The 14,402-nt window shown below is 69.7% G+C and carries 13 protein-coding genes; 6 read left to right on the top strand and 7 right to left on the bottom strand.

Annotation, left to right across the window (positions count from 1 at the left end; genetic code table 11):
• Positions 1 to 10: 10 nt before the first annotated feature.
• The 5 genes from AC069I_RS41425 to AC069I_RS41405 all read left to right on the top strand — a co-directional run bounded on the left by AC069I_RS41425 (position 11) and on the right by AC069I_RS41405 (position 5,214).
• Positions 11 to 1,366: an NlpC/P60 family protein gene (locus AC069I_RS41425; RefSeq protein WP_478228300.1), complete on the top strand. Its 1,356-nt coding sequence runs from the start codon at positions 11 to 13 to the stop codon at positions 1,364 to 1,366.
• Positions 1,367 to 1,368: 2 nt separating this feature from the next.
• The gene (gene mobA / locus AC069I_RS41420) at positions 1,369 to 1,911 is read left to right on the top strand and encodes a molybdenum cofactor guanylyltransferase (RefSeq protein ID WP_478228301.1); all 543 of its coding nucleotides are present in this window, start codon (positions 1,369 to 1,371) and stop codon (positions 1,909 to 1,911) included.
• 300 nt (positions 1,912 to 2,211) lie between these two features.
• On the top strand, positions 2,212 to 3,282 hold the full coding sequence (locus AC069I_RS41415; protein ID WP_034306533.1) for an AAA family ATPase: 1,071 nt from the start codon (positions 2,212 to 2,214) through the stop codon (positions 3,280 to 3,282).
• A 70-nt stretch (positions 3,283 to 3,352) separates the two neighbouring features.
• Complete coding sequence (locus AC069I_RS41410; protein ID WP_478228368.1) at positions 3,353 to 4,237, top strand: DUF58 domain-containing protein; 885 nt, start codon at positions 3,353 to 3,355, stop codon at positions 4,235 to 4,237.
• On the top strand, positions 4,234 to 5,214 hold the full coding sequence (locus tag AC069I_RS41405) for a VWA domain-containing protein (RefSeq protein ID WP_378444146.1): 981 nt from the start codon (positions 4,234 to 4,236) through the stop codon (positions 5,212 to 5,214). Before AC069I_RS41410 ends, AC069I_RS41405 begins: the two co-directional genes overlap by 4 nt.
• 80 nt (positions 5,215 to 5,294) lie before the next feature.
• Here the strand turns inward: AC069I_RS41405 and AC069I_RS41400 are convergent, their stop codons facing one another.
• Positions 5,295 to 5,756: a tRNA (cytidine(34)-2'-O)-methyltransferase gene (locus AC069I_RS41400; RefSeq protein WP_478228302.1), complete on the bottom strand. Its 462-nt coding sequence runs from the start codon at positions 5,754 to 5,756 to the stop codon at positions 5,295 to 5,297.
• Positions 5,757 to 5,867: 111 nt separating this feature from the next.
• Here AC069I_RS41400 and AC069I_RS41395 point away from each other — a divergent pair, with 111 nt between their 5' ends.
• The gene (locus AC069I_RS41395) at positions 5,868 to 7,463 is read left to right on the top strand and encodes an alkaline phosphatase D family protein (protein ID WP_340682126.1); all 1,596 of its coding nucleotides are present in this window, start codon (positions 5,868 to 5,870) and stop codon (positions 7,461 to 7,463) included.
• Here the strand turns inward: AC069I_RS41395 and AC069I_RS41390 are convergent.
• The 6 genes from AC069I_RS41390 to AC069I_RS41365 all read right to left on the bottom strand — a co-directional run bounded on the left by AC069I_RS41390 (position 7,451) and on the right by AC069I_RS41365 (position 14,252).
• Complete coding sequence (locus AC069I_RS41390; protein WP_478228303.1) at positions 7,451 to 7,882, bottom strand: acyl-CoA thioesterase; 432 nt, start codon at positions 7,880 to 7,882, stop codon at positions 7,451 to 7,453. The two genes, AC069I_RS41395 and AC069I_RS41390, sit on opposite strands and share 13 nt — an antisense overlap.
• A gap of 600 nt (positions 7,883 to 8,482) precedes the next feature.
• Entirely contained in the window at positions 8,483 to 9,769 is a 1,287-nt protein-coding gene (locus tag AC069I_RS41385) for an alpha/beta hydrolase family protein (protein WP_478232634.1), read from the bottom strand.
• 100 nt (positions 9,770 to 9,869) lie between these two features.
• Positions 9,870 to 10,811, bottom strand: a complete 942-nt coding sequence (locus tag AC069I_RS41380; RefSeq protein ID WP_478267794.1) for a TAXI family TRAP transporter solute-binding subunit — start codon at positions 10,809 to 10,811, stop codon at positions 9,870 to 9,872.
• Complete coding sequence (locus tag AC069I_RS41375) at positions 10,808 to 12,211, bottom strand: sensor histidine kinase (RefSeq protein WP_478267793.1); 1,404 nt, start codon at positions 12,209 to 12,211, stop codon at positions 10,808 to 10,810. Before AC069I_RS41375 ends, AC069I_RS41380 begins: the two co-directional genes overlap by 4 nt.
• 3 nt (positions 12,212 to 12,214) lie before the next feature.
• Positions 12,215 to 12,883 (bottom strand): response regulator transcription factor, encoded by a 669-nt coding sequence (locus tag AC069I_RS41370; RefSeq protein ID WP_478228307.1) that lies wholly within the window; start codon positions 12,881 to 12,883, stop codon positions 12,215 to 12,217.
• Between the two features lie 10 nt (positions 12,884 to 12,893).
• Positions 12,894 to 14,252, bottom strand: a complete 1,359-nt coding sequence (locus tag AC069I_RS41365) for an MFS transporter (RefSeq protein ID WP_478267792.1) — start codon at positions 14,250 to 14,252, stop codon at positions 12,894 to 12,896.
• Between the last annotated feature and the right edge of the window lie 150 nt (positions 14,253 to 14,402).

Raw genomic sequence — 14,402 nt, 5'->3', positions numbered from 1 at the left:
TGGGTGGATCGTGCGTGGTGAAGCCGGGTCTGGGGCACGTGCCCGCCGTGGCGTGACCATCGGCGCGCTCGGTGTCGCCCTGTTGCTCGGGGTGACCGGTACCGCCGTTGCGGTACCGCCGCCCCCGCCGAATCCCAGCGACTCCGAGATCAACTCCAGCAAGGCCGACGCCAACGCCAAGGCGGGCGACGTCGGCAGGCTCACGAACCAGCTGGCCCAGGCCGAGTCGAAGCTCGCCCAGCTCAACGACGACGTCGAGCTGAAAATGGAAGAGGCCAACAAGGCGAGGGTCGACGCGGAGACCGCGCAGGACGAAGCCGCGCAGGCCGATCGCGACGCGCAGGCCGCGCGCACCGAATCCGACGCGGCGCAGGCCGCCATCGACAAGGCCCGCGCCGACCTCGACAGGTTCGCCGCCGCCAGCTTCCAGCAGGGCAGCAAGATCGGCTCGGTTTCGGCATACCTGACGGCCAACAGCCCGAAGGAACTGCTCGGCCGCGCCCAGATGCTCGACGCGGTCGGCGGCAGCAGGCTCAACGCGCTCGACACGATGAAGCGCGCGCAGACGGACAAGTCCAACAAGGACGCGACCGCGCGCAAGAAACTGGAGATCGCGCAGGAGCGCAAACGCGCGGCCGAGGCGGCCAAGCACGAGGCCGACAACGCCCAAAGCGCCGCGCAGCACGCGCAGGACACCCAGGCCGCGCAGAACGAGAGGCTCGAAGCCGACAAGGCGAGCGTCGAGAAGCAACTCTTCGAAGCGCAGCAGAAGGTCAGCGGCCTGCAGGGGCAGCGGCAGCGCTACGAGGACTGGAAGGCGCAGAAGGCACGCGAGGACGAGGAGCGTGCCCGTCAGGCCGCTCTCGCCGCGTCGAGGCCCAGCCCCAGCCAAGGCGGGGGTGGCCGCCCGACGGCCAGGCCCGTCCAGTCGGCCCCCGCCGGAGCGAGCGTCGAAGCCGTCGTCCGGCGCGCTTTGTCGCAGCTCGGAGTGGTGTACGCCTGGGGTGGCGGCAACACGTCCGGCCCGACGCGCGGTATCCGCGACGGTGGTACGGCGGACCGTTACGGCGACTACAACAAGATCGGCTTCGACTGTTCGGGCCTGATGATCTACGCGTTCGCCGGGGTGAAGTCGCTCCCGCACTACAGCGGCTATCAGTACAACGCCGGGCGGAAGGTGCCGCTCTCCCAGATGCGCCGCGGCGACATGCTCTTCTGGGGCGGCAGCGCGCGGGGTATCCACCACGTCGCGATGTACCTCGGGAACGGGCAGATGGTCGAGGCGCCGCAGTCCGGTCTGCGGGTCCGCATCGCGCCGGTGCGCTACGGCGGAATCATGCCGTACGCGACCCGCTTGATCGGCTAGGCGTGACGTACTCGGGGATCGTGCTGGCGGGCGGCGCCGCCCGTCGCCTGTCCGGTGTGGACAAACCCGCGCTCCCTGTCGGCGGAAAGCCGTTGCTGTCCAGGGCTTTGGCCGCGCTCGCGGACGCGGACCCGGTGATCGTCGTCGGCCCGGAACGGCCGGGATTCGGCGACGTCGTCTGGACCCGGGAGTCCTCACCCGGTACGGGACCGGTGGCCGCGCTGGCCGCCGGGCTCGCGTTGGTGCGCTCGGACCTCGTCGTGGTGCTGGCCGGTGATCTCGCGGGCGTCCGGAAGTCCACTGTGGACCGGCTGCTGGCCGGGCTCGGCCGGGCTTCGGGCGCGGTGCTGGTCGACGCCTCGGGGGAGCGGCAATGGCTGCTCGGCGCCTGGCGTGTGGAGGCATTGCGCGACGCGCTGCCGGAGACGGTGGAGAACGCGTCGCTGCGGCGGACGCTGGGCGGGCTGGAGATCGTCGAGGTGCCCGAGGAGCCTGGCGAGAGCGAAGACATCGACACGCCAGAGGATCTGGACCGGCTCTCTTAGGGTGTTCGTGAGTGGTATGGACGGTTAGAACCGTTCCTGCCACTCACGAGACCCGACCGGCTCGATACCTGCGCCTTGGGCGGGGTGTGGCCCAAGCACATGAAGGCCCCCTTCATGTACCTGGGCCTTTACTCGCCATAGTCGTGGCGGTGGTTCGCCGTAGGCTCCAGCAGGCGTCGCCGAGGCCTTCACAGCCGTCATACCGCTGATCGGGTTGGCTACCGTCACGAACGGCTGTGTCACCGACCACTACGGTCACATCCGGACACAAGTACGCAAGCGGGGAACACAGGAGGCACAGTGACCGAGCCCGGCTACGCCGACGGCGCGCAGCAGCAGCCCGGAACGCCGGCGCGGGACGCCCAGTTGCTTGAGCGGACCGTGTTCGAGGTCAAGCGGATCATCGTCGGCCAGGACAGGCTGGTCGAGCGGATGCTGGTCGGCCTGCTGGCCAGGGGGCACCTCCTGCTCGAAGGCGTTCCCGGTGTCGCGAAGACCCTCGCCGTCGAGACCTTCGCGCGAGTGGTCGGCGGTTCGTTCTCGCGGGTGCAGTTCACCCCGGACCTGGTCCCCGCCGACATCCTCGGCACCCGGATCTACCGCCAGGGCGCCGAGCGGTTCGACGTCGAACTCGGCCCGGTGGTGGCGAACTTCGTTCTCGCCGACGAGATCAACCGCGCGCCGGCGAAGGTGCAGTCGGCGATGCTGGAGGTGATGGCCGAGCGGCACGTGTCCATCGGCGGCCAGACCTTCCCGATGCCCGACCCGTTCCTCGTGCTCGCCACGCAGAACCCGATCGAGAACGAGGGCGTGTACCCGCTGCCCGAGGCGCAGCGCGACCGCTTCCTCTTCAAGATCGTCGTCGAGTACCCGACGGCCGAGGAAGAGCGGGAGATCATCTACCGGATGGGCGTCACCCCGCCCACCCCGCAAGAGGTACTGACCCCGGCCGAACTGGTCCGCCTGCAGAACGTCGCTTCGCAGGTCTTCGTGCACCACGCGCTGGTCGACTACGTCGTCCGCCTCGTGCTCACCACTCGTACGCCGAACGACCACGGCCTCGCCGACGTCGCGGGCTGGGTGTCCTACGGTGCCTCGCCGCGGGCCAGCCTCGGCATCATCGCCGCGGCCCGCGCGCTGGCGCTGGTCCGCGGCCGGGACTACGTGCTGCCGCAGGACGTCGTCGACGTCGTTCCCGACGTGCTGCGCCACCGGCTCGTGCTGTCCTACGACGCGCTGGCCGACGGCGTGCCCATCGACCACATCATCACGCGGGTGCTGCAGACCGTGCCGCTGCCGCAGGTCTCGGCCCGTCCGCAGGGCGGCGCCGGGCAGGGCGGCCCGGTCCCGGCCGGCGCACCGGTCAGGTAGGGAAGCGAGCGTGAAGAACGAGAAGGGCGAACGTCCTTCCTGGGCTCCGCCGGTACTCCGCGGGGAGCGGATGGAGGCGGGCCTGCGCACACTCGAACTCGACGTGCGCCGCCGCCTCGACGGTCTGCTGCAGGGAAACCATCTCGGCCTGGTGCCGGGGCCCGGTTCGGAACCGGGGGAGGCCCGGCCGTACCAGCCCGGTGACGACGTCCGCCGGATGGACTGGGCGGTCACCGCGCGGACGACGAGCCCGCATATCCGGGAGACCGTCGCCGACCGTGAGCTGGAGACGTGGCTGGTGGCGGACGTGTCCGCGAGCCTCGACTTCGGCACCGCGCTGTGCGAGAAGCGAGACCTGGTCGTCTGCGCGACGGCCGCGGTCGCCCATCTGACCGGCGGTGGCGGCAACCGGATCGGTGCGCTCGTCTCCAACGGGGCGGGCAACATCACGCGAATTCCGGCGCGTGGCGGCCTCCCGCACGCGCGGGGGCTGGTCCGCAAGATCGCCGAGACCCCGCGCGCCGAGGAAGGTGTCCGCGGGGATCTCGCCGCGGCACTGGAAAAACTGCGCCGTCCGCCCCGCCGTCGCGGGCTCGCCGTCGTGCTCTCCGACTTCCTCGGCGACACCGAATGGCAGCGGCCGTTGCGCGCGCTCGGCGGGCACCACGACCTCATCGCCATCGAAGTCCTCGACCCGCGCGACATCGACCTGCCCGACGTGGGCACCGTCGTGCTGGCCGACCCGGAGACAGGGAAACAGCGCGAAGTGCACGCTTCGGCCTTGCTGCGCAAGGAATTCGGCGCCGCGGCGCACGCTCACCGGCAGGACGTCGCGGCCGCGCTGCGCCGGGCCGGTGCCGCGCATCTGGTGCTGCGCACCGATTCGGACTGGATCGCGGACATGGTCCGGTTCGTGGTGGCCCGCAAGCGCCGCTGGTCCGGTGGTGTCGCGTGAGCCTCAGCGGATTCGCCTCGCCGTGGTGGTTCCTGCTGCTGCTGGCGGTCGCCGCGGTGGCCGTGGGCTACGTGCTTTCCCAGCGCGCGCGGCGCAAGCGCACCATGCGGTTCGCCAACCTGGAACTGCTGGAGAAGGTCGCGCCGAAGAGCCAGGGATGGGTGCGGCACGTTCCCGCCATCCTGATCGTGCTTTCGCTGCTGGTGCTCACCGTCGCGCTCGCGGGGCCGACGGCCGAACAGAAGGTGCCCCGCAACCGGGCCACCGTGATGCTGGTGATCGACACCTCGCTGTCGATGGAGGCGACCGACGTCGCCCCGACCCGGCTGAAGGCGGCCCAGGAGTCGGCGCGTTCGTTCGCGCAGAACATGACCCCGGGGGTGAACCTCGGGCTGATCTCCTTCGCCGGGACGGCGACCGTGCTGGTCGCGCCGACCACCGATCGCGGCGGCGTGGTGAAGGCGATCGACAATCTCAAGCTGGCGCAGTCGACGGCCACCGGCGAAGGGATTTTCGCCGCGTTGCAGTCGATCGAGAGCTTCTCGGCGATCGTGGGCGGCGCGGAAGGCCCGCCGCCCGCACGGATCGTCCTGATGAGTGACGGCAAGCAGACAGTCCCGGACGATCTGTACGCCCCGCGAGGCGGCTACACGGCGGCGCAGGCGGCGAAGCAGGCTCAGGTGCCGATCTCGTCGATCTCGTTCGGCACCACGCACGGTTCGGTCGACATCGACGGCAAACCGCAGGACGTGAAGGTCGACGACGAATCGCTGGAGGAGATCGCCCGGCTTTCGGGCGGCGACTTCTACAAGGCGGCGAGCGCGGACGAGCTGAAACGCGTGTACGACGACCTCGGCGAGCAGATCGGATACGAGCTCAAGGACGCCGACGCGAGCAGGCCTTGGGTGATTCTGGGGACGCTGGTGCTGATGATCGGGGCGGCGGCTTCGCTCTTCCTGGGGCAGCGGCTGCCGTAGACGCTCGGGCTCTGCAATGAAGGGGCCTTTCATAGCAAATTTTGCTATGAAAGGCCCCTTCATTGCAGTGGGGCTGCGTCTCAGGGAGTCGCGAAGCCGTTCTGCCGCCAAGCCTCGTAGACGCTGATCGCCGCGGTGTTCGACAGGTTCAGCGACCGGCTCGACGGCAGCATCGGCAGCCGTACCCGGTCGCTCACCTGCGGGGATTCCTGGATCTCGGTGGGCAGCCCCGCCGACTCCGGCCCGAACATCAGGACGTCACCGGGCTCGTACGCGACGTCGGTGTGCAGCCGCGTCGCCGAAGCGCTGAACGCGTAGACCCGCGCCGGGAGGAGCGCCGCCCAAGCGGCGTCGAGATCCGCGTGGACGTGGACACGTGCGAGGTCGTGGTAGTCGAGCCCCGCACGCCGTAATTGCTTGTCCTCCAGCGTGAAACCGAGCGGCTCCACCAGGTGGAGTTCGCAGCCGGTGTTCGCGGTCAAGCGGATCGCGTTACCCGTGTTGGGCGGGATTTCGGGGCGGTAGAACAGGATGCGGAACACGAGGGTTGATCGTCTTTCGTTCACGGGCGCTTCGCCTGAGCGCGGCCGGGTGGCCATCAAGCCGGACGAGCATGAGGCCCGCCCGTGACCATCCCACCACAGGAGGGCATCATGCCTTCGCTCCCTCACCCCCTGTCGCGGCGTCGCTTCCTCGGATATGGCTCCGCCGGCGCGGCCGCAGTCCTGCTGGGGACCGGTGCCTGGAACGCCGCCGGCGCGATGCCGCTCGCCAGCGGTGCCGGTAACCCGTTCACCCTCGGAGTCGCGTCGGGTGACCCGTTGCCCGGCGGTGTCGTGCTCTGGACAAGGCTCGCGCCGAAGCCCTACGAGGCCGACGGCTTCGGCGGTATGCCGCGGACGCCGGTCCGCGTCGAGTACGAGGTGTCGCTGGACGAGCGCTTCCGCGCCGTGATCCGCCGGGGATCCGTGGTCGCCACGCCCGAACTCGGTCACTCCGTGCACCCGGAGATCCACGGCCTCGCGCCGGACCACGAGTATTTCTACCGTTTCCGCACGGGCGGTGAGATCTCTCCGGTCGGGCGCACCCGGACGGCGCCGGTCGCGTGGTCGTCGCCGCGTGAGCTGAACTTCGCGTTCGCGTCCTGCCAGAACTGGGAGGCCGGGCATTTCACCGCGTACGAGCACATGGCGGCCGAGGACCTCGACCTGGTCGTGCACCTGGGCGACTACCTCTACGAAAGCGGTGTCACGGGCGTCGGCCGCGGAACGCCGGTGGGGCCGCAGTTCAAGGGCGAGACCTTCGACCTGGCCCGCTACCGGCTCCAGTACGCGCTCTACAAATCCGAAGCGCCGCTGATGGCCGCGCACGCCGCCTTCCCGTGGATCCACGTCAACGACGACCACGAGGTGGAGAACAACTGGGCGGGCGACATCTCGCAGATCGACAAGGAACCGGACCAGGACCGCGCGGTGTTCCGGCAGCGGCGGGCTGAGGCGTTCCAGGCGATGTACGAGCACCTGCCGTACCGCATCGCCCAGCTGCCGAAGGGCCCGGACGCGCGTCTGCACCGGCGGCTGAGCTACGGCACACTGGCCGACTTCACCATGCTGGACACCCGTCAGTACCGCGACGACCAGCCGTGCGGTGACGGCCAGTCGGCGAACTGCACGGAACGGTTCGACGAGAACCGCACCCTGCTCGGCTCGGAGCAGCGGAACTGGCTGCTCGACGGCTTCTCCCGGTCCCGTGCGCGGTGGCAGATCCTCGGCAACCAGGCGCCGATGGGCCAGACCGACACCGACGCGGGCGAGGCGACGAACGTCTACCTCGACCCGTGGGACGGCTACGTCGCCGACCGCGACCGCGTGCTCGCCGCGGCGCAGGACCGCGGGGTGCGGAACCTGGTGGTCATCACCGGCGACAGGCACCAGAACTACGCTTGGGACCTCAAGCGCGACTTCGCCGACCCGGATTCGCCCACCGTGGCGAGCGAGTTCGTCGGGACGTCGATCACCAGCGGCGGCAACGGCGCGGACATGACGCCTGGCGGTGAGAACCTGCTGAAGGCCAACCCGCACATGAAGTTCTTCAACAGCCAGCGCGGGTACGTCCGGGTCAACGTCAACCGGCAGCGCTGGCGGAGCGACTTCCGGGTGGTGCCGTTCGTCAACACCCCCGGCGCGCCGATCAGCACGCGCGCCAGCTACGTCGTCGAAGACCGGCGACCCGGCGTTCAGTCCGCCTGAGCGGGCAGGAGGGCGGCGTACACCTCGCGCACCGGCGCTGGTGGCGCCGCCTTCTTGAGCGTCTTCGGGTCGACGAAGACGTAGCGGGTCTTCACTTCCGTGCACAGGTCGCCGCCGCGGGTGATCTCGAAGTCGATGATCAGCGACGTCGTGCCGAGGTGTTCCAGGTACACGGCCACGACCAGTTCGTCGTCGTAGCGGCAGGGCGCGCGGTAGCGGAGGTTCGACTCGGCGACGACGACGTCGACGCCGCGGGCCAGCGCTTCCTGGTGCGAGCCGAAGAGGGCTTTCTCCACTTCGAACATGGCCATGTCGACGTAGGCGAGGTAGTTGGCGTTGAACACGATGCCCTGCCCGTCGCACTCGTGGTAGCGCACGCGCAGCGGCATTTCGACGATCGGTTTCCGTGGCTCCGTCACGGTTCCAACCTACGTGAAGGGCTCCTTCCCTTGGCTTGGGGCAGGGGCTCGGCAAAGCCGCATGAACGCCGGCCGGTGTCGCTCTTGGTGATTCGAACTGGACGTCCGAACGGGCAGACGACAGGGGTTTGAACGGGCGGTGTCCGCAAAGGACGCCAGCTGACAGGTGGATGTCCGTTCGGTGCTCATCTGTACGGTTTTCGATCGGGGTCGTGAGTGGCGATTCGGGTTCTAACCCTCATTGCCACTCACGACCCCCTCGTCAAACCAGTCATATGGCCTTGAAGCAGGAGAGCGCGTTTGACTCCTGTCGGCCAGTCCGGAACCACGTCGCGAAGAGCCGCCTCTCTGCCTTGACTCAGCGAAGTGGTCCTTCACCGCAGAGGCTCGGTCACGCCACATTTGACTTACCCCTCCCTGGCGCTCACGACCCCCTTCGCAAAACGCTCGAATCGGGTACGGCCGTCCCCAAAGTGTCCCCTGTGGACAGTCGAGAATGTGCAGGCCACTGTGACGAGCCCCTCCAACACCCACGTGACCAGCGGATAGAGGACTTCGCCGGGACCCTGTGGCTTGGGGGAAGGGAGTCCTTCACGCGGCTCAGTCGATGAAATCGATATCCGGGTGGCGCGGCGACTCGCCGTCGAACAGGTGCCGGTCACGGCCCTTCAGGTGCAGATCGAAGAACGCGCCGATGTAGTCCCGTTGCGCGGCCAGCGAACGACGGGGATCGATCGTGCCGATGACCGCCTCACGCTTCTCCGGCGCCACGCGCGAGCCGAGCTGCGGCACCACGACCTGCAGATCGCTGTACGCCATATGCGTGCTCCCGCCGCGCAGCAGCAGGTCTCGCTTCCAGCCCCGCTGGTTTGCCCAGAAGTCCGCCCAGCTGCGATCGAACTCGGGCTGCCGGTGCGTGTGCTCCAGCGGCTTCCCGTTCTCGTCGACGCCCTCGGCGCCCATCAGCAGGAACGGCCGGTCGAGACCGCGTTTCGTGACTTCACCGGGCACGTAGGCACTGCCCGGCGGGTAGCCGAACGCGGTCGCCATGGCGCCGTCGAGATTGATCCCCGCGTCGACACGGCGGTCGTGGACCATCGTCTCTCCCGCGGTGAACCCGCCGTAGGAGTGACCGTAGGCGCCGACCCTGGACAGGTCGAGCGACCAGCCGAGCCCGCGGGGGAGCGGCCGGTTCTCCGCGTCCGGGTTCTGGCCGCGGGTGATCTTCGCCAGCTGGTCGAGGACGAACCGGCTGTCGGCGACCCGGGCGTCGAGAGCCTTCTTCATGAACTCGGGCCCCTCGCCCGGCGGAAGAGCAGTTTCGAGCCGTCCGCCGGGGAACTCGACCGCGGCGCTCTCGTAGGTGTGCGAGAGCGAGACGACGACGTAGCCGCGGCTGGCCAGATCGTCGACGATCGCCGAGTACGTTTCCCGCGGCCCGCCGAAACCGGGGGAGAAGAGCGCGACCGGCTTGGGCGCGCCGTGCGCCGCGGGAACGCCGATCTCGGCCCGCCGCTTCGCCGACGCCCAGTCGATGGAGCCGACCGGGAGGCCGAGGTAGTCCTCCCCGGACAACGCTTGGTCGATGACACCGCTGATGCCGGGCGTGAGCCACGGAGCGCGCGGTCCGTCGGCGAACCGGTCCGCCGGATAGGTGACGGTGACCATGAGTTCCCGGCGCCGCTCCGGTTTCCACGGATCGGGTCGGGACGGGTCGACGAGATGGAGGTCGGTCGTGCCGACCTCGTAGTGGCCGGTGAGGGCGGGTGCGGTGAGTTTGGCCTGGTCGGCCGCGACGGCGGGGGCCGCCGCGGCGAGTCCGCCCGCGAGCGCGAGGCTCGCGATCAGCGCCGAACCCCGCACCACCCTGGTGTGTCTCGATGACACTGCTGGAGTCCTTCCGGATCGGGGCGGCCCGTTGGCCGCCTGGTTCCGACCCTGGCAGCGCGCCGGTGCGACGCGCATCCCTCTGAAGATGGAGCCCGGATCACCCGTGCAGGGCACGGTAGGCCGAGGCGGCTCCGGGATGCAGGGGCACCTTGCCGGTGCCGATCAGCGTCCGGACGTCGAGGAACTGCGTTCCCACCGCGGCCACCGGGACGAGATCGGCGGCGTGCCCGGCCAGCACCCGGGTCACCGCCGCCGCGACGTCGTCGGGCAGTGAAGGAGCCGCCAGCAGCAGGTTCGCGACGCCGATCGTCCGCAGCTCACCGACCCCCTGATAGGCCTGCGCCGGCACGAGGACCTGGTCGTACACCGGGCCGTAGCCCGCGCGCAGGGCGGGGAGATGAGCGTCCAGCGGGAGAAGGGTGATCGGAGTGGTCCGGTTCAGTTCGGTGAGCGCGGGGGTCGGGATCCCGCCGGACCAGAGCAGCGCGTCGACCTCGTGCGCCGCCAACGCGTTGATCGCTTCACCCAAGAGCAGGTTCTTCGCCTTCACCGGGACTTCGGCGCGGGCGAACAGGCGCGTGCTGAACACCGCGACGCCGGATCCGCTCGCACCCATCGCCACCGGCCGCCCGGTCAGATCGGCGAGCGAGCGCACCCCGCCGTCCGCCCGGACCACGAGCTGGTGGTAGTTCTCGTAGACACGGCCGATGGCCGAGAACGCGATCGGGACGGAGAACGGCTCCGCGCCGGCGAAAGCGGACTCGGCGACGTCGCCGAGGACGAGCCCGAGATCCGCCCGGCCGTCCCGCAACCGCCGCAGGTTCTCGACGCTGGCCTCGGTGGCGACGGCCGTCGCGCGCAGCCGCGGTTCCGCCAGGTTCAGCTGCTGGGCCAGCAGTTCCGCGAAGGCGAGGTAGAAACCGCCGCTCTCTCCCGCCGCGATGACGACCTCGCGTTCCGGGCCCCGGTAACCCACGGTCGAGCAGCCCGCGAGCGTCGCGAGCCCGGCCAGGAGAGCGGTGCGCCTGGTGACGGTCACGGCATTTCCCCTGTCGCGAGAGGCAGTTCGACGCGGACTTCGAGCCCATGTGGTTTCGCTTCGCGCAGTTCGAGTTTCCCGCCCCGGGCGAGCACGTGCTGGCTCGCGATCGCGAGCCCGAGGCCCGTTCCGCGCGGCGCGCCGTCGCCACCCGCGCGCCAGAACCGTTCGGTCGCGCGTTCACGGTCCTCAGCGGACAGTCCGGGACCGTTGTCGGAGACGAAGAACGTGGCCGTCGTGTCTCCGGTTTCGTAGCCGGTGGTGATCGTCGCGCCGCGTCCCGCGTAGTGCACCGCGTTGTCCAGCAGGACATCCAGGACTTGGGCCAGCTCGCTTTCCGTGCACCGCACCGGCACCGGCTCGTCGTGGCCTTCCGCCGCCGCGAGGCTCACCTCCACGTCTTCGGCCGAGGGACGCCACGCGTCGACTCGTTCGGCCAGGACCGCCGGGAGGTCGCAGGGTTCATCGCCGGACTCACCCGCGGCGAGCCGGGTCGCGGCGCTTTCGGCGAGCGCCAACGCGAGCAGGCCGTCGAGCAGGGACTCCAGCCGTTCGACCTCCGCGACGGTCGCGCGGTAGGCCCGCTGACCGTCCCCGTCGACCTGCGCGGCCAGCGAGTCCACGCGCAACCGCAAGGCGGCCATGGGATTGCGCAGCTGGTGTGACGCGTCCGCGACGAGCCGCCGCTGCTGTTCGGACGCCTCGACGACGGCGTCGGACATCCGGTTGAACGACGTCGCGAGCGAACGCAGCTCGCGGGGCCCGGCCCGGTCGGGAACCTGGGCGCGATGCCCCTCGGTCACCGCCTGCACGCCGGTCTCCAGTTCGTGGAGCGGCCGCACCATCCAGCGGGCCAGCAGGACCGCGAGCACCACGAACACCGCCGCGACCAGCACCGCGCCCGCGACGATCGCGGCCCAGCGGATGGCGACGTCGGTCGCCGCCGTGGACACCGACGCGCGAAGCACGACCACTCCGGCGACCCGAGTGCCCGTGCCCACCGGACGAGCGAAATGGACCGGATCGGCCGACCACGGGCTCAGTTGTTCCGGTCCCTTCGCGGGCTGGTTGCGAAGCGCGGCCTCGACAAGCGAGCGGGCCACCGGCTCGGCGGCGGTCATCCCGCCGGTTTCGACCAGCGGCACCCCGCGTGCGTCGACCACCACGACCGCTTCGCCGTATAACGACGAATACCGCTCGGCGTCGACCGCCAGCGCGGTCGGGTCGGCGGCGTCGACGGCTTGCTGCGCCAGGACGACGAAGCGGTCGACGTCGGCGTTGCGGGCGATCACCAGCTGCTGGGTCCGCTGCGCGGCGGTCGACCCGAACAGGGGGATCGCGAACGCGGCGACCACGGTCAGCGCGAGCGCGACGAGGACGACCAGCAGCCGGGTGCGCACCGCTCAGTCCCGGCCCAGCCGGTAGCCGAAACCGCGGATCGTGGTCAGCAGTCCCGGCCTGTCGAGCTTCGCGCGCAGCTGGGTCAGGTGCACGTCGAGGGAGCGGGAGACGGCGAGGTACGCGTCGCCCCAGACCTCGTCCATGAGCTGCTGGCGGCTCACCGCCGTGCCCGGCCGGGCGGCGAGCACGGCCAAGACGGCGAACTCCTTGGCGGTCAGCCCGATGTCGTTCCCGTCGACCAGCACGCGCCGCGCGCCGAGATCGATCTCGACGTCCTCGATACGGACGACGCCGTCCTGTGGTGCGGCGGAGACGGCCGCACGGCGCACGACCGCGTCCATCCTCGCCAGCAGTTCGGCCAGGCGGATGGGTTTGGTCAGGTAGTCGTCGGCGCCGAGCCGCAGGCCGCGCACCACGGACCGCTCGTCCCCGCTCGCGGTGAGCACGAGCACCGGCACCGGCGAGACCTGCCGGACCTTCCTGAGCACGTCGAGCCCGTGCATGTCGGGCAGGTCGAGATCCAGCAGGATCACGTCGGCCGCGCGATGCCGGTGCAGCGCGTCGCTGCCACGGATCGCGTGGGAGACGGTGTGGCCGCGCGTTTGCAGCGCCTCGGCGAGCGCGTCGGCGACACCGGCGTCGTCCTCGACGAGCAGCACCCGCACGGCCACACCTTCCCGCCTAGCCTTCGCGGCCGGACACGAGCTCGGGCTCGGGCTGCTTCTTCTTGTCCAGTTCCGAGGTCTTCGAGGTTTCCCGCATTGTGCCGTACACGATGAGGGAGACCAGGACACAGCCCGCGACGTAGTAGAAGAACACCGATTCGTGACCGGCGCCCTTCAGCGCCTGCGCGATGAGCTCGGCGGTTCCGCCGAAGATCGCCACGGTGAGCGCGTAGGGGAGACCGACGCCGATGGCGCGGATCTTCGTCGGGAACAGCTCGGCCTTCACGATCGCGTTGATCGAGGTGTACCCGGTGACGATCACCAGTCCGGCCAGCATCAGCAGGAAGGCGAGCACGGGTTCCTTGGTGCCGCCCATCAGCGTCATGATCGGGACGGTCAGCAGGGTGCCCGCGATCCCGAAGAACATCAGCAGCGGGCGACGGCCGATCCGGTCGGACAGCTTGCCCGCGAACGGCTGAAGGATCGCGGCGACGAGGATCGCGCAGAACAGGATCAGCGTGACCGTCCGGCGCGGGATACCCGCGGTGTTCTCCATGAACTTCTGGCTGTAGGTGGCGAAGGTGTAGAACGACACCGTGCCGCCGAGGGTGAGGCCGACGACGAGCGCGATCTCCTTGGGGTACTTGATCAGCGCGCGCAGCGTGCCCTTGTCGCCCGCGTCCTTGCCGGTGCCGGACGCCTTGGTCTCCTCGAAGCTGGCCGACTCGTCCATCCCGCGGCGCAGGACCATCACCACGACGGCCGCGAGCGCGCCGACGACGAAGGCGATCCGCCAGCCCCACGAGGTCAGCTGCTGTTCGGTCAGGATGGCCTGCAGCAGCAGCTGGAGGCCGAGAGCCAGCAACTGGCCGCCGTACAGCGTCACGTACTGGAAGCTGGAGTAGAAGCCGCGTTTGCCCGGTGTGGCCACTTCGGACAGATAGGTCGCGGAGGTCGAATACTCACCGCCGACCGAGAGCCCCTGGATGAGCCGGGCCACCAGCAGCAGGATCGGCGCGGCGATCCCGATCGTGGCGTAGGTCGGCGTCAGCGCGATCATCAGCGACCCCGCCGCCATCAACGTGACGGAAAGCACGAGTGCGCTTCGTCGCCCGAAGCGGTCGGCGAACCGGCCCAGCATCCAGCCGCCGAGCGGTCGCATGAGGAAGCCGACGGCGAAGACCGCCGCGGTGCCGAGGAAGGCCGCCGTCGTGTCCTTGGTGGGGAAGAAGGACTTGGCGAAGTAAGTGGTGAAAGCGGCGTAGGCGTACCAGTCGTACCACTCGACCAGGTTGCCGATGGAGCCGCGCAGCACGTTGCCGACGACTCGCCTCTCGCTCACGGGCGGCGCGGATTCGCCGATCCGGGTTGTCATCTTTGACCTCCTGTGTTCCGGCTCACGGTGAACAATCCGTGACGACCGGGCAAGGTTTCGGCGCGGTTCCTAACATCCGCTTAGGACGGTCGCGGTTACCCGGAGGTAGGGGTGGCGCGGCTCGGGCGTGAACCTGACGAGCCGATAACC

It is taken from the genome of Amycolatopsis sp. NPDC043885 (assembly GCF_056435685.1).
Note: the sequence above shows the minus strand (reverse complement) of the source record. Positions and strands in the feature narration are given on the sequence as shown.